General features: G+C 72.9%; 12 protein-coding genes. 7 read left to right on the top strand and 5 right to left on the bottom strand.

What is annotated here, in order from left to right:
* Positions 1–6: 6 nt before the first annotated feature.
* Entirely contained in the window at positions 7–612 is a 606-nt protein-coding gene (locus HEB94_RS41170; RefSeq protein WP_192754853.1) for a Pvc16 family protein, read from the bottom strand.
* A gap of 183 nt (positions 613–795) precedes the next feature.
* Between HEB94_RS41170 and HEB94_RS41165 the strand changes: the two genes are divergently transcribed.
* From HEB94_RS41165 to HEB94_RS41150, 4 genes are all read left to right on the top strand, one after another.
* Positions 796–2931 carry an AAA family ATPase gene (locus HEB94_RS41165; RefSeq protein ID WP_337918299.1) on the top strand — a complete coding sequence of 712 codons (2136 nt, stop codon included), beginning with the start codon at positions 796–798 and terminating at the stop codon, positions 2929–2931.
* Positions 2924–6580, top strand: coding sequence for a hypothetical protein (locus tag HEB94_RS41160; protein ID WP_192754852.1), 3657 nt, complete (start codon positions 2924–2926; stop codon positions 6578–6580). The genes HEB94_RS41165 and HEB94_RS41160 overlap by 8 nt, the downstream gene beginning before the upstream one ends.
* A complete protein-coding gene (locus tag HEB94_RS41155) occupies positions 6570–7547 on the top strand; it encodes a hypothetical protein (RefSeq protein WP_192754851.1) in 978 nt (325 codons plus the stop codon). Before HEB94_RS41160 ends, HEB94_RS41155 begins: the two co-directional genes overlap by 11 nt.
* A 165-nt stretch (positions 7548–7712) precedes the next feature.
* A complete protein-coding gene (locus HEB94_RS41150) occupies positions 7713–13352 on the top strand; it encodes a choice-of-anchor D domain-containing protein (protein WP_192754850.1) in 5640 nt (1879 codons plus the stop codon).
* A 146-nt stretch (positions 13353–13498) separates the two neighbouring features.
* On the opposite strand, the gene HEB94_RS41145 is transcribed toward HEB94_RS41150, so the two are convergent.
* Positions 13499–14140 (bottom strand): helix-turn-helix transcriptional regulator, encoded by a 642-nt coding sequence (locus tag HEB94_RS41145; RefSeq protein ID WP_192754849.1) that lies wholly within the window; start codon positions 14138–14140, stop codon positions 13499–13501.
* Between the two features lie 180 nt (positions 14141–14320).
* On the opposite strand from HEB94_RS41145, the gene HEB94_RS41140 reads away from it, so the two are divergent.
* Positions 14321–15835, top strand: a complete 1515-nt coding sequence (locus HEB94_RS41140; RefSeq protein ID WP_192754848.1) for a COG1470 family protein — start codon at positions 14321–14323, stop codon at positions 15833–15835.
* 70 nt (positions 15836–15905) lie between these two features.
* Here the strand turns inward: HEB94_RS41140 and HEB94_RS41135 are convergent, their stop codons facing one another.
* Positions 15906–16400: a GyrI-like domain-containing protein gene (locus HEB94_RS41135; RefSeq protein WP_192754847.1), complete on the bottom strand. Its 495-nt coding sequence runs from the start codon at positions 16398–16400 to the stop codon at positions 15906–15908.
* Between the two features lie 182 nt (positions 16401–16582).
* On the opposite strand from HEB94_RS41135, the gene hutI reads away from it, so the two are divergent.
* A complete protein-coding gene (gene hutI / locus HEB94_RS41130) occupies positions 16583–17776 on the top strand; it encodes an imidazolonepropionase (protein WP_192754846.1) in 1194 nt (397 codons plus the stop codon).
* Positions 17777–17784: 8 nt separating this feature from the next.
* Here the strand turns inward: hutI and HEB94_RS41125 are convergent, their stop codons facing one another.
* Positions 17785–18213: a CBS domain-containing protein gene (locus HEB94_RS41125; RefSeq protein ID WP_192754845.1), complete on the bottom strand. Its 429-nt coding sequence runs from the start codon at positions 18211–18213 to the stop codon at positions 17785–17787.
* Between the two features lie 176 nt (positions 18214–18389).
* Here HEB94_RS41125 and HEB94_RS41120 point away from each other — a divergent pair, with 176 nt between their 5' ends.
* On the top strand, positions 18390–19019 hold the full coding sequence (locus tag HEB94_RS41120) for a helix-turn-helix domain-containing protein (RefSeq protein ID WP_192754844.1): 630 nt from the start codon (positions 18390–18392) through the stop codon (positions 19017–19019).
* Here the strand turns inward: HEB94_RS41120 and HEB94_RS41115 are convergent.
* On the bottom strand, positions 19008–19805 hold the full coding sequence (locus HEB94_RS41115; RefSeq protein WP_192754843.1) for an inositol monophosphatase family protein: 798 nt from the start codon (positions 19803–19805) through the stop codon (positions 19008–19010). The two genes, HEB94_RS41120 and HEB94_RS41115, sit on opposite strands and share 12 nt — an antisense overlap.
* Positions 19806–19857 lie beyond the last annotated feature (52 nt).

Raw genomic sequence — 19857 nt, 5'->3', positions numbered from 1 at the left:
TCATGGCTAGCCTCGCCGTGCGCCTTCGACGTGCTCGGTCGTGGCCGGGTCGGCGAGAGAGCCGACGTCGGCGTGCAGGGGTTCGAGGACGAGCGGGTCGGTCGGCTGCGGCGGGCCCGCCCACATGGGTACAGCGACCACCAGGTCGAGGGACGGACGGAGTTCGCCGCCGAGTGCGGTCCACACGTCGGCGAAGGAGCGGTCCTCCTCGGGCGGCAGGCCCACTGTCAGGGTGACCGCTGGCGCGTCCTCGGGCAACAGGTCCGCGGGCAGCCGCTCGTGTCCGAGGAGGCAGCCGAGAACGGCGGCGAGCAGCCGGTGCTCGTCTTCGGGGCGCTGGGTCCAGGCGGTGACGAGGTAGGAGAGCCGGAAGATCCGAGGCGGCTTGCGGCGCCCGGTCTGCCTGCCATTCTCGTCGAAGAGTGCGGACATCCCGCTGCCCCGGCGTCGCAGATCCTCGCGGATGTCGTACAGGAAGACGTTGACGGTCGGCCCACTGCGCCGCGCGGCCCAGTCCTTGGTGGGCGCGTCGAGGACGACCGAGACCTGGGCGCGGTCGAGTACTTCCCGACGTACCAGCGCGGTGAGGGCGGAGTCGACCTCGGAGATCACCTACGCAGGGTGCGCCGTGAGGGCGCCTCGGCGCGCGGCCGGACGTGAGGTCATGAGGGAGTCGTTCGTTGCCCGGGTGGGCAGGGCGACCCCGTCGCGATGCGCGAAAGGGTCGCGCACCGTGCCCGGTTGAATGGCTTGGACTCCGTTGGCGGCGGCCCGCGGATCGGCGAGCCTACGTCCGTGGAGGGTGGGGCAGCGACGGAACGGGTGGAGGAGCCGGGTGGTGCCGGCATGGACGACCTCGACCCGTCCCGTCGCTATCTGCTCGGACGCCTCGACCTGCTCGCCGGGCGCGTGGCCGCTTTCGTCGCCGCGCGACGTCGTACCGACCACCGTCCAGACGATCCGTTCCGAGGGCTCTACCTGGCCGACGCCGACGTCGCACGGCTGCTCACCCCACGCGCCGGGATGCCGCCCGTCGACGACGCGGGTGCCCGTGGCGACGTCGAGAACCGCGCGGACCAGGCGGAGGCGGCCGGTCAGGACGTGCGGTTGCGCCGGTTGGCGCGCGCCTTCGCGTTGCCGGCGGCCGCAGTCGAGATGCTCGTGGCCGCTCTCGCGCCGGACGTCGACCGGCGGTTCGAGGGGCTGTACGGGTACCTCCACGACGACGTGACGAGGCGACGTGCCACCCCGTGGCTGGCCCTCGAACTGGCCGGGCTCTCACCGTTCGATCCGGCCAGTCGCGCGCTCTTTCTCGACCACGGTGCGCTGGTCGAGAGCGGGCTGGTCGTGGTGGAGGAGCCCGAGCGTCCCTTCCTCAGCCGTTCGTTGCGGGTCACCGATCGGGTCTGCCGCCACCTGCTCGGTGACGACCACACCGACCGGGCCCTGCACCGGTTGACCGCGGATGACCCGCCGCACCTCGTCGGCGATCCGGACGCGCTGGCCCGGGCGCTGTCGGAGCACGTCCGGCTCTGCTATCTGCGCGACACCAGTGGTGCGGCTGCCGGCTGGGCCCGGGCGGCGTTCGCCCGGCTCGGTGTCGGCGCGCTGGTACTCGACCTCGAACGCCTGCCCGCCGGCGAAGCCGTGTCCGCGCTGTTTCGTGCGGCGCTACTGGAGGCGCGGCTCACCGGTCGGGGCCTGGTCGTCGGTCCCGTCGACGTCCTGGCCGAACGGTCGGTCGCCGACGTCTGGGCACTCGCGGAACTGCGCTGGCCGCTGGTGGCGTTCGGACGCCGGTCGTGGGACCCGGCGTGGGCGAAGGAGATCCCGCTCCTGCTCGACGTACCGCTGATCGAGCAGGACGCTCGGGACCAGCTCTGGAGCGCGGCGCTGCGCGAGCGCTGCGAGCCGGGCCTCGAACTGGCAGCCGTCACCGCGTCGTACCGGCTGACCCCCGAGGCCGTGTCCCGCGCGGCGACCGGAGCCTTCCTGCAGGCGTCGTTCCACGGCCGGGCCGTCACCGCGGAGGACCTGCGGGCCGGCGCCCGCGGTCAGAACGCCGCCGGTCTCGAGCACCTCGCCCACCGCATCCGGCCCGAGGTCGACCTCGCCGCGCTCGTTCTGCCGGCCGAACCACTCGAACTCGTCCACGAACTGGTGGCCCGGGTACGTCGACGCGCCACCGTCCTGCACCAGTGGGGGCTGCGCCAGACCGGGCGGCGCGGCGACGGGATCGGTGCGTTGTTCGCCGGGCCACCGGGTACGGGCAAGACCCTGGCGGCCGAGGCGGTCGCGGGTGAGCTCGGCCTGGACCTGTACACCGTCGAACTCGCCACCGTCGTGGACAAGTACATCGGCGAGACGGAGAAGAACCTCGACCGGGTTTTCGACCAGGCCGAACGTGTCAACGGGGTGCTGTTCTTCGACGAGGCGGACGCGTTGTTCGGCAAGCGTTCGGAGGTGAACGACGCGCGGGACCGGTACGCCAACGTCGAGGTCGCGTACCTGCTGCAGCGGATGGAGGCCTTCGACGGGTTGGCCATCCTCGCCACGAACCTGCGGGTCAACCTGGACGAGGCGTTCACCCGGCGGCTCGACCTGCTGGTCGAGTTTCCACTGCCCGACGAGCAGGACCGGCTCCGGCTGTGGCGGCGCTGCTTCGGCACCGCCGTTCCGCTCGCCGCGGACGTCGACGTGGAGTACGCCGCGAAGGCGTTCGAGATGTCCGGCGGTGACATCCGCAACGTCGCCCTGTCGGCCGCCTACCTCGCCGCCGACGCCGGTCGTCCGGTCACGATGACCGACGTCGTACGCGCGATCCAGCGCGAGTACCGCAAGCTCGGCCGACTCTGCGTGGAGGCGGAGTTCGGGCCGTACTGGTCGATCGTCGCACCCCGTCCCGATTCAGGTGGAGAGCGGCATGGCTGACACCGCGACGGCTCCGGAGCCGACGACCCGCCGCCAGACGCCGGCTTCGGCTCCGGCTCCGAGCCTGGCGCCCACGACCGCGGAGACCGCTGTCGATGCCCAAGGTCTCGCGCCGGCTGAGCAGTCGATCGCCGACCTGCAGGGAACCGCCGGGAACGCTGCCGTCTCCGGACTCCTCGGCGCCGGCGCGGACACCGGCGTCGACGGCTCCGCGCAACCCGACGCGGGGGCGCCCGACAGCGGAGGCCCAGACGCCGACGTCGCGTCGGAGTCGGGGGCACCGGACGGGGGCACGACCACCTCCGGCGCCACCACTGATCCAGCGACTGACCCCGCCCCAGCCACAGACCCAGCCACTGGCCCAGCCGCCGCCCCGGCGATCGACACAGCCGCCGCCCCGCCGATTGACGCAGACGCAGGTCCTGCGACCGACGCAGACGCTGGTCCTGCCACCGACGCGGCGGCCGGACCGGCCGCCGAGGGCGTTCCGTTCACCGGAGGGCCGGAAGCCGACGGTGCGGCGGCGGGTATGGATGCGGTCCTGGTCGATACCGAACTCGCCGAGCACGAGCGCTGGGGCGCGGCGCTCCAGACCACCGGTGGCGCACAGTCCGCCGACCGGGCCGGCTTCGTGGCCGAACAGGTCGGTGCCGGTCTCGGCAGTGGGTTCGGCCAGGGGTTCGCGGCCGGGTTCATGCTGACGATGGCGACGCGCGGTGCGACCCGGCTCGCGGCACGGCGGATCCCGGTCCCGATCATCGGGTCGATCATCGGCGGTGCGATCGGGGCGTACGGCCTGGCCACCGCACTGGGAACGGAGCAGGGCCGCGCCGAACTCGCCGGCAAGCTCGACGCGATCGGTGAGGGAGCCTCCGGCTACGAACAGGCCGCCAACACCATCGACGGGCTCATCACGCTCCTCGACCTGGCCGGCAACGTCCTCGACACGGTTGGTCTCGTGTGCGGGGTCATCGCCGGGGTGGCCTGGCTGGGTGTCGTACCCAGCTTCGGGGCGACCTCACCGGTGGCCGTGACCTGCACCTCGATCGCGACGTCGGTGGGCGCGGCGTCCGCCGTGATCGGCCTCGTCAAGATGGGATTGACGCCGGTCGTGACTCTGCTCCGTGCCCTCCACACGTTCACCAGCGACGCGGATCCCCTGGCGGTGCAGGCACAGGGCGCCCGGATCGCCGCGGCGTCCGGAGCCATAGGTGGCGTTCTCGGTGGGCTCGCCGGCACCAAGGTCGGAGGGGCAGCGGCCGACCGGCTCGGGATGCCGGAGAACCCGCCAGGCGCGGCGAGGTATGAGATTCCCGACGGTGCCGCGCCACGGACGCCAGCGGACGCGAGCGGCCCGTCGGTGGAGGCGGCGCCACCCGCGGCGGCGCCCGACGTCGAGGGCGGGCGTACGACGCTGCCTGGTCTGGGGCCCGAGCCCCACCTGGAAGGGCAACCGGTGATCGGAGTCGGGGAGGACGGAGGGCGTCCCACCCTGCCCGGACTCGGCCCGGAGCAAGGGGGACTTGACGGAGCGCCCGGCGGCCCGGCAGGCGAGGCGACACCGTGGCCGATGGCGGGTCCTGCCGGTGAGGACCTCCGCCTGTCCTATCCCAGCGAGGGTGGTGCCTTCCGGTACGAGGCGGGGCCGCAACCGGAAACGAACCCCTTCGCGGGTCTGCGTGACGACGAGATCGACAGCGCGCTCGCCGGCCTCGACGACATCGCGCGTGGAGACGCTCCGGCGCCGGGCAGCGTTCGGGCGGGCGACTTCCAGCAGGTGGACATCGCGCCCCTCGAGCCGCGGATGCCACAGAACCGCGCCCCCGGATCCGGCTACCGCAACCCGCTGTCGCCTCCGGGCGCGTACGCCTACGGCACACCGGGTGCTCCGGACGGCGGACCGTACCACGGCGCGATGGGGCGTACGGACCTCGAACCCAGCGTGCAGCCGGACGGCACGACGCAGGAAGCACCCGTCTACCGGCCGGCCGAGGAGTTCGGAGTCAGCGGAGCGAAACCCAGCTATGCGGTCCGGGTCGGCCCGCCGGGCTCCTACGTCGACCACATCTTCACCACGCGCGAGGAAGCGATGGCGTACGCCCAACAGGTGGCGGCGCGTGGGGAGGGCCAGATCCGTGACCAGTCAGCGTTGCCGGAAGCGTGGCCCGGTGGGAGTCCGGGCAATCCCGTGGACGCCGCCCGGGTGTTCGAGATCCCACCCGACACGCCCTTCCTCCGTTCCGGCATCGCTCCCCAGCCGGAGAGCGCCGCGGGCCGTACGGGTGTGGTGTATCCGGGGGGTGGCCCGCAGATCCAACTGCCGTACGGCACCGTCGGGCGGGGGTCGGCGCCCATCCCCGGGGGCGAGGTGCCGATCTCGAACCGGTCAGGGTCGTCGACGCCCACACCCACCGAACCCACCGATGGGGTGACACTCCCCGGCATCGGGCCACCGGCACCCGAGCCCTCGGATCGAGCCACACTCCCCGGCATCGGGCCACCCGCGCCGGACGAGGGGCGGGTGGTGCAGTGGCCGCATTCTCCGGAGCACTGGACCACCCGGGACGTTCGCGAAGGCGAAGCGTGGATGGAGTGGCGGCCGGGCGGCTTCCGTGGGGCGCCGACCCTTGGCGACTGGGACTCGACGAACGACGCCACCAGTGTGGCCGCGGCCTTCGCGTCGGAGGACCAGCCGGCGACGGGCGCCCCCTACACCGCCGACAACGACCCGTACGCGGGTCTCGCACAGGACCGGCAGGGAGACGCGCGGACCACTATGGAGCGTGTGAGTCCCGACTACGAACGGCCGCCCGGAACGCCCGAGCAACTCGCCGCGATGCGCCGCGAGATCGCCGACACCGTTCGGCTGCGACAAACGGCGGACGCGGACGCGGCGAACGCCTCGGCCGACCGGGCCGAGACCGAACGCCGGGCAGCCCAGATCGGCCAGCTCGAGTCCGGGGTGCAAACCGCCCAGCAGGCGACCGAGGCTCACCAGCAGGAGGTCTCGGCGACCGCGGCCGCCAACGCCGCACAGCAGGAGCGGCAGGAGGAGGCCGGGGGCTCCGTCACCGAGTCCGCGTCGAGGATGGCCGGCCTCGGCACACTCGAGGTCCTGCTGTCCGGTTGGGTCGGTGGGGCGAGCATGTTCGGGAGCATCTTCGAGGGGATCGCTCTGGTGGTGCCACCGGCACAGAGCGCGGCCGACAAGTGTCACGAGTCGGCCGCTGAGGCGACCAGTTTCATGGCACAGCTCACGCAGGCCCGGATGATCGTGGACACCCAGGCGACGCAGGGTCCGCTGCAGATGGGGCGGCTGCGTACGGACGAGGGGGCGCTCACGGCCGAGGAGACCCGGGCGCAGGAGAGCACCGGTCAACTCGACACCGCCCAGACGGGGCTCGGCAACGCGCGCGAACAGAACTCGGCCGAACAACAGGCCGCCGCACAGAACGCGCAACGTGCCCAGACCGATGCCGCGGACCTGGGGGCGCGGGCCGAGCAGCGGCAAAGTGACCACGACCAGCTCGCCGCGGACCTGCAGGCGTGGGCGCAGCGCCACGCGGAGCAGCGGCACACCGCGGTCGCCGAGACGACCGGGCGACTGGTGGCCGCGGGCTATGAGATCGTCGGCAGCCATGACTACTGAGTCCGCGGGCGGGCCGGACGAGACCTTCCGCCGCGTCGCCGACCTCGTTGCCCAAGGCGAGGTGGTGCGGGCGCGTGAGCTGGCGGACCAGGTGGCGGCGGAGTACGCCGAACGCGCCCCGGCGGAGGCGGCGAAGGCCCTGCGCCTCGGGGCCGGCCTGTCCCGACTGCTCGGCAGACCGCGTGAGGGCCTGGACCGCGCGGAGCGGGCGATCCGTCTCGCGGACGGCGTGGCCGGTGTCGTGGCGGCGGCCCGGCTCGAGGTCGCCGAGGCGCGGCTGGCGTTGGGGGAGGCGGCTGCCGCGGCACGGGCTTTCGACGCGTTGGCACGCGAGCCCGGGCGGACCGTCGAGGAACGGCTCTCGCTGCGCCGCCGGCAGGCCGACGCGCTGGCCTCCGAGGGCCAGGTCGACGCCGCCACGGAGGTGCTGCGAACCGCGGCCGCGGACGCCGTGGCGGGCGGAGCGGCCTCGGAGGCGGCGGGCGCTCTCGTCCAGGGAGTGGCGCTCGCCCAGGGAGAAGGGCGTTCGGACCTGGTCGACGTCCTTCGCTCCGCCGCCGGGCGCACCGCCGCGGACGCCGGCAGTCCGGGTGCCCTGGCCGAACTCGACCTCCTCACGGCGGCCCGCTCGCTCGCGCGAGGAGACCTCGCCGCCGCACGGTCCGCTGCCCGGTCGGCGCGCGGGCACGCGCTGGAGGCGATTCAGCCGCTCGCCTACCTCGCGGCGGTGCTTGCCGGGTCCCGGATCGCCGACCGGGTGGGCGATCGGGTCGACGCCTACCGCCTGCTGGCCACCGGCTACGCCACCCTGGCCGACCTGCTCGGTGCCGAACTCTCGCGGCAGACGTTCGAGCCCGAACTGCTCGCACTCCGCGACAGGTGGGGAGCGGAGGCGTTCGCCTCGGTCAAGGCCGCCCACGATGCGGCTCGGCGGCGCGCGCGGTCCGCCGACCGACGGCGGGACTGACCAGGCGCGCCGGCTGTCCGCGCCGGCTGTCCGCGCCGGCCGTGCGCGCCGGTCCGCGCGGGGTGACGCCGACGCCGGGCCTGCCTGCTTGGGCAGGTTGGGCTGCCCGACCGGAAGCCCGGCGATCTCTGGTCACTCCGCGGCCGCTGGGCTTCGCTGGCGTACGTGGCAAACGCTGGTACGCCCGCCTCGTCGCGGCGTCGCGCCCTCGTGGTGCTCGGTACCGCACTGGCGACCCTGTGCAGCCTGTTGCTGCCGCTCGGGCTCGCGACCCGAGGCGCATCGAAGCTCGAGGCGGCGGCGACCACCGCGCCGGCCCTCACGTTCGTCTCCGAGGGGGACTACGACCCGACCTACGCCGCCGACATCGACGCGGACGGTCGCTACGTCGCGTTCACCGACGGGGGCAGTCTGCTCCTGCGCGACCAGGCGGTCGCGACGACGACCACCCTGCCGACCCCCGGACTCCGCTACGCCCAGGTGCCCACCATCTCGGGGGACGCGCGCCTGGTCGGCTTCGTCGGAACCCAGGACGTGGAGGCGACGTCCTCCCAGGACCTGTACGTCGTCGACCGTGCGGGCGCCGGTGGCGAGGGCATCCTGCGCCGCGTGACGGGTACGCCGAACGACCTGCCCTACCAACGCCAGCCGCCGTGCGACCAGGCCGAGGCGGTCTGCCCTCCGCACCTGTCCAGGGACGGGAAGGCACTCGTCTCCCCGGCGAGCTTCTCGGTCGTGTCGCCGAACCTCTCGATCACCGCGGACCCGTATGGGGGCAGCTCTCCGCCGAACGGGTGGCAGGGGCCGCTGGTCGACCTCGGAAACCAGGTGAGCTTCCTCCACGGGACCACCGCGACAGCGCAGCAGGTCGTGCGGGTGGAGGTGGAGGGTCCCGATCCGGTGACGTTCCCCGCCTCCGGACCAGCCATCGACGGGGACGCGGCGTTCGGTGTCGGCCCCTCGGAGAACCCGTGCGAGGGCACCCTCGCTCCCGGCGACGCCTGCACGATCCAGGTGACCTACACGCCACCCTGCACGACGACCGTCGAGGACGTCCAGCACCAGGCCACGCTGCGGCTGCCCGGAACGACGCCGGCCGGTCAGGCCGAGCTGGCGGTGATCGCCCACCACACCTGCGCCCCGGTGCCCGTCATCGGACTGGCGCCCTCGGGGGAGACCGAGGTGGTCGCGGAGACCTGTAGCGGCGAAGCGACGGTGACCGGGCCACTGCCGTCGCCGATCACTGAGCGGACCGACCATCGCCAGCAGCCGGTGTTCCCCCTGGGTGAGCTGGAGGTCGGACAGGCGCGGCTGTTCGCGATGAGTGTGACGAACTGGACGAACTTCGCCCAGCCCGTCACGCTCAGGTCGCCCGGCTGCGCCATGCGCCTGGTCGTACCGCCGAGCGCGCCGAGTGGAACCTGCCTGCCGGGAGCGAACCTCCCGGTGAACGAGTCCTGCGTCGCCTACGTCGAAGCCCGTTCCAGCGAGGTCGCGGCACTCGCCGGCGGGCTCTACGTCGGTCAGAGCTCCTTCCGGCTGAGCGCGACCGCGGTGAGCAACGCCGCCCTGCTCTGGCGTGACCCGAGTGGGCAGGGGAACTTCGGGTCGGCGCCGCCGGTCGTGGTGAGCCAGGCCGGGTCGGGCGGACCCGCGATGGACGGGCGGGAGGTCTCGGTCTCGGCCGAGGGACGCTGGGTGGCGTTCACGTCGTACGACAGGCTTGACGGGGAGCCCACGGCGAACGACGTACCGCTGGTCTACGTCCACGACACCGACGCTCTCGGCGACGGCACCTGGCAGCGCGGGCCGACGGTGCTCGCGTCCCGGCTGCCCGACGGGAGCACGCCGCCGGCCGGTGCCGCCGAACCCTCCCTCTCCGGTGACGGGCAACGGCTTGCCTTCGTCACCATCCGCGAATGGGACCCGACGGTCGCCGCGCGCGCCGCGCGGGCCGACCGGGAGCGGCGGGAGCGCGGGCGGACGCCCACGGGAGCGCAGGCGGTGGTCGGCCAGAGCGACCAGGTCTGGGTCCGTGACCTGGGCCTCCAGGCGACCGCCCGGATGTCCGGCACACCCGGCGGTGCGCCCGGTGACGCGGAGAGTTTCGCGCCGGCGCTCTCCGGTGACGGCTCCACGGTGACCTTCGCGTCGTTCGCGTCGAACCTGCTTGGCGAGCCGCTCGGTGAGTTCCCGGCCTCCCAGGTCTACGCGCGCGAGGTCGGCTCCGACCTCACCGGCGGGAGCACCGAACTGTTGTCGGTACGCCCGGACGGCACGCCGGACCTCACCGAGAACTCCGGCACCCCCTCGACGACCGTCGACGGTTCCGTGACGTCGTTCGATAGCGGCGCCGCCCTGCTGCCACCCGACGGGGACAGCGACTACGACGTCTACGCCGCCCGTCGGCTGCCCAGCCTGCGCGTCGAGCCGACCGCCCTCGACTTCGGTGATGTACCCGTGAGCAACGCCTCCGCCCCGCGGGCGGTGACCCTCACGAACGACGGGCCGGGTCCGGCGGCGCTCAGCGTGGATCCGGTCCGTGCGCCGTTCGGGATCGAGAGCGACCTGTGCAACGGTGGCGTACTGCGCTCCGGCGACTCCTGCGTGGTGAGCCTGACGTTCGCGCCCGGCGAGGTCGGGCCGCGGACCGAGACCTTCTTCGTCGGTAGCCGGAGCGGCTACCTGGACGGACCGGGCGTGTCCGTGGCCCTGGACGGGAGCGGGATCAGCGCGGACCGCTGGCCGGGCGAGACCAGCCAGGTGGCGGAACAGGCACAGTCCCCGGCGATCTCCGACGACGGCCGCTACGTCGCCGCGCGCACCATCCCCGATGACGGCGGGACCCCCACGGTCGTCCTGCGCGACCAGGCCGGCGGGACGCCCGCGCGGGTGTCCGGCGAGGGCCAGTCGGTCGAGGGAGGCCCCTCGATCTCCGGGGACGGCCGGCTGGTCGCCTACAGCGCGTCCCCCGCGAGCGACGAGCCGTCCGAGCAGGCACCGGACGTCTGGGTCGCCGACACCCGGGCCGGCGGCGGCGGACCCGCGACCCCGCACCGGGCCAGCGGTACCGCGAGCGACCTGCCGTTCCAGCGTGCGGTCTACTGCTGGGGCGTACGCGACTGCGGGCCGGGACTGTCCGGCGACGGGACCACCCTGGTCTTCCCGGCGCTGTTGCATCCGGACTCACCGGCGTTGCGGGTGAGCGTGACGAGTGGCGCCGAACCCTGGGCGGAGGAGCCGCTCGTCGACTTCGACCCCGGTGGCGAATCGCCCACCCAGGCCCAGGTCACGCTCACCGCGGCGGAGTCCGTGGCGTTCACCGGACCGTCGGTGGTCGAGGGGCGCGACCGGACGGCCTTCGCGGTCACCGGCTCCACATGTCAAGGCAACCTTGCCTCCGGCGCGGCCTGCACGATCGACCTGCAGCTCGCCCCACCAGAGCCGCGGTGCGGCCGCACCTACTTCGCGACGCTTCGGACCAACGCGTCGACCCCGAACGGCCGGCTGGCGATCCCGTTGGTCGCGTCCGACCCGTGCACCGGGCCCCCGAGCCCGCCACCTCCGCCGGCCGGGACGTGTGCCCCGATCGCGCCGCCGCCCTACGCCAGCTATCCGGCGTCGGACAGTCATGTCAGCAACGCGGGTCTACCGCTCGGATACCGCGCCACGCCCTCCGTCGGCACGGTCGACACGTCCGCGCTGGTCGTGACCAACGGCAGCGAGACCCAGGCGACCCTGCGGCTGGACGCCGCGGACTGTTCGGTGGGCCTCGTCCTGCCGCCCGATCCGTGGCCGTCCGCGCCGCCGGCGTGCCGGCCGAGCACCGTGCTCGCGCCCGGCGAGCAGTGCACGGCCTACGTCGGCTTCCGCCCGGAGGCGGTCGGCGCGTACGCCGCCTCGCTCGCGGTGGTGCCGGAGGGCGCCCCCGTCTCGGAGTGGCAGCGGTACCGCTTCTACGCGGTCGGGACCGCCGAGGTGGTGGTGCTGCGCCAGGACCCCAGTGGTGCGGGTGACTTCGCCGGGCCGGGACGTCCGGCGCCGCGGATCGTCAGCGTCGACGGGGACGGTGACCTCATCGACGGTGCGGAGCCGAGCGTCTCCGGCGACGGCCGGTTCGTCGCCTTCGCCTCGCGTACCCTGCTCGGCCGCTCCGCGGAGACGGGACAGTGGCAGGTCTACCGGCACGACCGGGAGTCCGGCGACACCGTCCTGGTCTCCCGGCTTCCCTCCGGTGCGGTCCCAGAACTCGACGCCGCCTCGCCCTCACTGTCGCGGGACGGACGTCGGGTCGCCTTCGCCACGATGAAGCCTGGCGGGGAAGGCGGACCGGTCGGCGACCAGGTCTACGTCCGTGATCTCGGTAGCGGCCGGACGGTGCTCGCCTCGGCGATGTTCGCCAACCCCGTGGCCGACGGCGGTGGCGGCAGCATGGATCCGTCGCTGTCCGACGACGGTACGACGGTCGCCTACTCCTCGACCGCCACCAACCTCGTGGCCCAACCCACCAACGGCGAACGGGCGGTCTACGTCCGCTATCTCGAACCCGACTTCGCGAACGCGCCCCTGGAGGAGCGGTTCAACGAACTCGTGTCCCTCACCGAGGACGGCGCGGTCCCTCCAACCGGATCGAGCGCGCGGCCGGCGATCGACGAGGACGGCGCCTTCACGGCGTTCGACTCGAGCTCGGTTCTGGCCGTGGCCGACACCAACCAGGCGCGAGACGTCTACGTGCGGCTCCGGCCTCCGCAGCTCGTGATCGACCCGACCGCGCTCGACTTCGGCCAACTGCGGATCGGGACCCGCTCGGCCCCGGTCATCGTCACCCTCGACAACGCGGGCCGTGGTCCGGTGCGGATGGGCACGCCGTCGACCGAGGAGCCGTACGACGTCGCCGCGCAGACCTGCGCGACCCTGCACCGTGGCGCCTCCTGCACGGTCCAGGTGACCTTCCAGCCCGCCTCCGAGGACCAGGCGGACGCGCTGCTCCAGCTTTCGACGGCATCGGGTTACCGCGCGGGTCCGACGTACTCCGTCACCCTGACCGGTCGGGGTGTCGCGCCTCCTCCTCCGGAGGATCCGGGCGACCCCGATGGACCCGATGGCCCCGATGGCCCGGACGGTCCGGACGGTCCGGACGGTCCGGACGGTCCGGATGAGCCGGAGCCGGGCGTCGCGACGATCTCCGTCACGCCCGGTCGGGTGGCCTTCGCCCCGCAACGGCTGAGTGTCGCGACGACCCCGAAGCAGGTGGTCGTTCGCAACATCGGCTCGGTGCCGGTGCAGATCGCGCTCGCGCTGCCCGCGTCCGCGGCGGGCTTCACGCTGGTCGGCCGACCCTGTGCGACAGCGTTGCGGCCGAACCAGCAGTGCGTGGTTCCGGTGCGCTACGCACCGCGTGGGTTGGGCGACGGGCAGACGACCCTCGCGGTCACCGCCAACGCGTACCTTCCGGGCGTGCTCGACCCCGAACCGGTGTCGGTGGACCTTGTCGGTGCGACCATCCAGCCCACGCTGGTCGCCGACCCCGGCCTGGTCCGGCCGGGGCGGGTGACCCATGCCGAAGGCAGCGAGTTCCCTCCGGGGGTTCCCGTCCGGCTGACGTGGAGCACCGGCGTCGGCAGCGCCTCGGTGACGCCCGCCGCGGACGGTACGTTCACCCTGCCCGTGCTGGTGTACCGCCGGGACGTGCTCGGACCACGCGAACTGGTGGCCACGATTCCCGGCGTGGGTGAGATCAGGAGCGAGCCCGTCCTGGTCGTGCCGCTCACCGGCCAGCCACCGGACTTCGTCTCGCGCGGCTGAGCCGGGTCGGCCGCGCCGGCGGTCCGCCGCACAGGTGCTCTCTCGCGCGGAGGAGGGGCCTGACCCGAACCTGGCCCCCCGGGTTCGGGTCACGCCCCTCGCGTCAGATCACGCCTCGCCTCAGGTCGGTACCGCGGTGCCGCGGCTCAGATCAGTCCCTCCCGGAGCGCGTAGGCCACCGCGTGGGAGCGGTTCTTCAGCTGGAGCCGACTCGTGATGTCGTGCAGGACGTTCTTGACCGTGCGTTCGGAGTAGCCGAGCCGGTCGGCGATCTCCCGGGTGTCCATGCCGTCCGCCACCATCCGGAGTACCTCCGTCTCCCGGTCCGACAGCCCGGTGCGCGACAACCCGTGTGGTGCGAGAACGTGCCGCTGCAACTTCGACACCTGGGCGAGCAGCCGCCCGAGCAGGTCGGGAGGCAGGCTCCCGGCACCCGACGCGGTGGTCTGCAGCGCGTGGACCAGCCGCTCCGCCGTCGCGTGGGCGCGCGGTACGACGCTGCACACCCCGGCCTCGACCGCGGCGAGCAGCATGCCGTCCTCGACTCGGGAGGCGACAAGGACGACGCGCCGCCGGCCGAACTGGTGGACGGACTCCAGGACCTTCACCGTCTCCTCGTCGACGTTCTCCGTGACCACCAGCGCGACGGACGGGTCGGCCACCCGCTCGGTCGCGAGGTCCTCCTCGGTCAGGAGCCAGACCTCCGGCCGGTGTCGCAGGGTGTGCATCACCCCCGCCTGCGACAACGGATCCAGCGCCCGGATGTAGACATTGATGCGTTCACTCATCGTGTGGTGTCCCCTCGCCCGAAGCCATGGGCAGGTGCTGCCCGATCAGGAGTGTGGGGTCGCGCACTTGGCCTGCACTTAACGCCGGCTCAACGCCGGCCCGAAGGGGCAGCATCGGTGCACCTTCGGCTGGACCCGCGTCCGGTGTGAGCGCGGGCGGTCGTCCGTACGGTCACGAGGGTGGCCACTTCCGCGTACCTGGACATGACCGCACTGCAGTTGACGCCTGGCGGCAGCGTGCAGTGCCGCGTCGCGGTGACCAACCATGGGTCGGTCGTCGAGTCGTACAACCTACGGGTCACGGGGGATCTCGCGACGTTCGCGTCCGTCGAGCCCCCCACCCTCTCGCTCTATCCCGACGCGGAGGGCAGCGCGACCCTGACCTTCGACCTGCCGGTCGACGCGCCGGTCGAGGCGGGTGACATCCCGTTCGCCGTCGTGGTCGAACCACACGAGCATCCCGGCGACGTCGCGGTGCCCGAGGGGACGGTCACGGTGCAGGCGCGTGACGCCCTCACCGGGGAACTCACCCCTCGCACCTCCCACGGCCGGCGCCGGGCCCGCCACTCCCTGGCGGTGGACAACCGTGGCAACCGGGCGGTGACGCTGGAGTTCGCGGGCAAGGATCCGGACGCGCTCCTCGGGTTCCGGTTCCGGCCAGAGCGGCTGCGCATCGCACCCGGGACGGCGGCGTTCGTCACGGTCGACGTCCGAGCCGTCGACCGCATCTGGCGGGGCACGCCGGCGACCCGTACGTTCACCGTGCACGCCCTGGACGTGGCCGCCGCGCGGGAGCAGGGCGACCGGGTGGCGCCCGCCCTGGCCGCCACCGGGCCGGCGTCGGCGACCGTGACCGCCGCCCCGGCGCCCGGGCCCGCCCAGCCCGGAGTGGGCCGCACGCCGAGGCGGGCAACGCCACGCGAGCCGGTCGTGAGCGTCGACGGGACGATGCTCCAGGACGTCACGCTGCCCTCGTGGCTCGGTCGTGCCGTGCTCGCCACGGTGGCCGGGGCCGTCGCGCTCGTGGCCCTGTGGTTCCTCGCGATCCGGCCGGCGATCCAGTCGACGGCGCAGGACGCAGTGGCCGACCCGCTGAACCAGATCCGGCAGGAGGTCGGTCAGGCCAGGACGGTGGCGGAGGAGGCCAACCGGCAGGCCGGAGCCGCGCAGGAGCAGGCGGGCTCGGCCAACAGTGCCGCCGGCGAGGCGAAGAACTCGGCCGGTACGGCGGCGGAGACGCTCCAGAGCCAGCGGCAGGAACGCGAACGCGAGCAGGTGGCCCAGGCGCAGCAGGAGGCGCTGGCCGGTGCGCCGTTCAACCGCCGGCTGCCGGTCGTCGCCGACCCAGGCGACACGGTCAACGCCACCTACACGGTGCCGCGCGGGCAGGTCCTGCGGGTGACCGACCTGGTGTTCGAGTCGCCCGGGGACGCCGGCGTCCTCCAGGTTCTTCGCAACGACCAGGTGCTGCTCTCGCTGCAGCCGGAGAACTTCCGAGACCTCGACCAGCACTTCGTGTCGCCGATCATCTTCACCGAGCGCCAGCGCCTGATCGTCCGGCTCACCTGCACGACGCCGGCACCCGGAGACAGCGCCTGCCGCAACGCGACCTACGTCGGTGGCAGCCTCGCCGCCCGGCCCACGCCACGGCCGACGGGGTCGCCGACCCCGACACCGCGGCCAGGCGGTCGCTGAGGACGGCGCCCCGGGAGGGCCTTCGGCCACTGGTCGATCGGCCGGTGGCCAGTGGTCGATCAGCCGGTGGTCAGTCGGCCAGCCGGAAGGCGAGTTCGGTCTCCCACTTGTTCATGTCGGGTTCCACGGCGGGGTTGGTGTTGTAGAACTCCAGCCGGCAGCCCCACCGGTCGCCACGGTCGGACTCGGTCATGTCCCAGCGCAGGCCCTGCTCGTTGGCCCAGCTCAGCAGTCCGGCCGTGACGTCGACGAGCTCGTCCGGGTGACCGACGTGGGTGACGGTGGCGTACCTCCCCGCGGGGAGGACGCCGGCCTGGATGTCACCCTCGCCCTCGATGGCGACCGACACGGGGAAGCCGGCCTCCATCTCGAGTTCGCGTTCCATGTCGATGACGTTGTACCTGAAGAACGGCGCACCCGCGGGCTCGACTCCCCGGGCACTGAGCCAGCCGAAGATCTCCGGAATGCGGTCGGCGATCTCGGCGATCGTCTGCATGGTGACGGTCTTCGCGATCGAGACGTACGGCTGCTCGGCGCGCTCGACGATGGCGGGTGGTGTGGGCATAGGTGTCCTCATGTCCGGTAGACGGGACGGCGCGACGAAACTCATCGCTCGCGCGCCGGATCACCCCAGGATGGCCCTGGTAGCGATCCCACTCCGGGCGATTGGTGCCGATCGGCACGACGAGCCCTCGCCGCGCCACCGAGCGCCGCGACCGTGCCTGCGCCGTACGGCAGGATCGGCGCATGGTCACCCTGCTGGACCGAATCGGGCTCCTCGTCACCAACGATCCGGCTCACGGCGGCCCGCTCGGTGAGATCCGGGACGCCGCGCTGCTGGTGGACGGCGACCGGATCGGCTGGGTCGGCCCCGCGGCGAAGGCGCCCGCGGCCGATGCCCGGGTCGACTGCGGCGGCCGTACGCTGCTGCCCGGCTTCGTGGACAGCCACGCCCACCTGGTGTTCGCGGGGGACCGGGCGGCGGAGTTCGAGGCACGGATGAGCGGGCGGTCCTACGACGCGGGCGGAATCGCCTCGACCGTAGGGGCCACCCGGTCCGCTTCGGAGGAGGAGCTCCGGGCCCGGGCGGGTGCTCTGGTCGCGGAGATGCGCGCGGGCGGAACGACCACCGTCGAGATCAAGAGCGGGTACGGCCTGACGGTCCGGGACGAGGCCCGGTCGCTGCGGGTCGCCGCGGCGCTGACCGAGGAGACGACGTACCTCGGTGCGCACGTCGTGCCCCGGGAGTACGCCGGACGCCGGGACGAGTACGTCACCCTGGTGGCCGGCGAGATGCTGGCGGCCTGTGCGCCGCACGCGCGCTGGGTCGACGTCTTCTGCGATCGGGGCGCCTTCGACCCCGAGGAGACGCGAGAGATCCTGACCGCCGGGATCGGGGCCGGACTCGGCGCCCGACTGCACGCCGGCCAGCTCGCGGCCGGCCCCGGCGTGCGCCTCGGTGTCGAACTCGGTGCCGCCTCGGTCGACCACTGCACCCACCTGCGCGAGGAGGACGTCGAGGCGCTCGCGGGATCGGACACGGTCGCGACGTTGCTGCCAGGCGCGGAGTTCTCGACGCGTTCGGCGTACCCGGACGCACGCCGCCTGCTGGACGCCGGTGCGTGCGTCGCGCTCGCGACCGACTGCAACCCCGGCTCGTCCTACACCTCGAGCATGAGCTTCTGTGTCGCGCTCGCCGTACGCGAGATGGGGATGACCCCCGCGGAGGCGGTGTGGGCCGCGACCGCCGGCGGCGCGCGGGCGCTGCGACGGGACGACGTGGGGGTGCTCCGGGCGGGTGCCCGGGCCGACCTCGTGGTGCTGGACGCCCCGTCGTACGTCCATCTGGCCTACCGGCCGGGTGTCCCGCTGGTGTCGCGGGTGTGGAAGGACGGTCGCCCGGTCGTGGGCGAGAGTGTGCCGGCCGTGGACCCGCGCTAGGCGGGTCGCTACGCCTGACCGATGTAGTTCTCGAGCTGTTCGCACTCGAACTCGAGCTCGCCGATCCGGATCTTCACGACGTCGCCGATGCTCACCAGCCCGGCGAGGCGGCCGGCGTCGAGCACGGGAACATGCCGGACGCGGTGTTCGGTCATCAGGCGCATCAGCGCGTCCACCGTGTCGCAAGGCTCACAGGTGTGGACCTGACGCGTCATGATCTGGGCCACCGGGGCCTCCAGAACCCCGATCCCGGCGCGAAGGTGGCGCACGATGTCGCGTTCGGAGACGATCCCCTCGATGGCGGTGCCGTCCTCGCTCACGACCGCCGCGCCGATGTTGGCGTCAGCCAGAAGGTGGAGGAGCTGGCGGACCGGTAGGTGCGGCTTGACGGTCACGACTTCGGGGCCCTTGCCGCGCAGCACTTCGCTGATTCGCATCACCGGCTCCCTTCCTTCGCCGGGCGGCCAGACGGCCGGCTCCGGCCAACTTTCCCGTGAAGCGCACCGTAGCCCGGACAGGCCGCGTAGAGGAATCCCCCGCGCACGCAATGTGAGGATTTTCCGGTCTATCTCGAACTTGACGAGCAAGATCCTCAGCGGCAATACTCCCAAAAGTGTCTTTGGGGGTCGTTTCGCTGAAGGAACTCGCTGATCCGATGCGGCTGCGCATCGTGTCCCTGGTCACGGGCGCCGCGCTGTCCACCGACGAGATTGCCCGCGAGCTCGACATCAGCCCCGCGCTCGCGTCCTCCCACGTACGCGCCCTGGTCGCGGCCGCCCACCTCGTCGAGGTGGGCGAGGAGACGGACGAGGCCGAGGAGCCGCAGGGTGTCGCGAGCCGCTACCTCCACGTGCCGGGCCTCCAGCCGGCCCGGGACGCGGGTGACCCGGAGATCCAGACGCTCGTCTACCAGGCCATGGCGCAGGAGCTCGCGCGGCGCGGACGCCACTGCGCACCGACGCAGCACCTTCCGCGGCTCCACACCGACGCCGAGCTGTGGGTCGACCCCGAGGACTGGGCCCGCGCGGTCGCCCTGGTGCGGGAGGCCGCGGACCTGCTGTTCCGCCGGGCCCATCCGCCACGGACGCAGGGAACGGTCCACGTCGACGCGACGCTCGCGATGTTCGGCATGACCGACGAGACGTCCGGGGCGCAGGAGTGTGAGGAGTCCCGGTTGGACGTGGTGATCGGGCGGGACGGCGCGGCCCAGCCGAAGCGGACCACCCGCGGATCACTCCGGTAGGTCGTCGCCGATCAGGCCGAGCACCTCGTCGTGCAGGAGTCCGTTGGTGGCGAGGGCGTTGTCGCCGTAGGGACCGGGCGTGCCGTCCAGCGCGGTGAAACGGCCACCCGCCTCCTCGACGATGACGGTGAGGGCCGCCATGTCGTGCAGGTTGAGCTCAGGTTCGGTGGCGATGTCGACGCTGCCCTCGGCCAGCAGCATGTACGACCAGAAGTCGCCGAACGCCCGGGTGCGCCCACATGCCTCCAGCAGCTGCCCGAACCCGGCCCCCCGCCCGGTCGTCACCCAGCCGGCAGGACTGGAGTAGGACAGGAACGCCTCCGACAGCGCCGCGACCTTGGAGACCTGGCAGGTCTGGGCCGAGCGCAGACTCCGGCCGGCATAGGCGCCGTCACCCTTGGTGGCCCACCAGCGCCGGCCGAGCGCCGGCGCGGACACGACACCGACGACGATCTCGTCCTCGACGGCGAGTGCGATGAGCGTCGCCCAGACGGGCACGCCGCGGACGTAGTTCTTCGTGCCGTCGACCGGATCGATGATCCAGCGCCTCGGACCCCAGCCGGTCCGGCCTAGCTCCTCGCCCTGGATGCTGTCCCTCGGGCGGGCGCGACCGAGAGTGCGGCGTACGGCCTCCTCCACGGCGGTGTCGGCCTCGGACACCGGGGTCTCGTCGGGCTTGATCGAGACCTTCAGGTCCTCCGCGCGGAACCGGCTCATCGTGAGCGCGTCGGCGTCGTCGGCCAGAAGGTGGGCGAGACGCAGGTCTTCGGTGTGGGTCGAGGCCATGGAACACACGGTAGTGGCCCACACGCGGGCGGACATTTCGACCCGCTGATCG

The organism is Actinopolymorpha pittospori, assembly GCF_014873875.1.
In the GTDB taxonomy this organism is placed as follows: domain Bacteria; phylum Actinomycetota; class Actinomycetes; order Propionibacteriales; family Actinopolymorphaceae; genus Actinopolymorpha; species Actinopolymorpha pittospori.
Note: the sequence above shows the minus strand (reverse complement) of the source record. Positions and strands in the feature narration are given on the sequence as shown.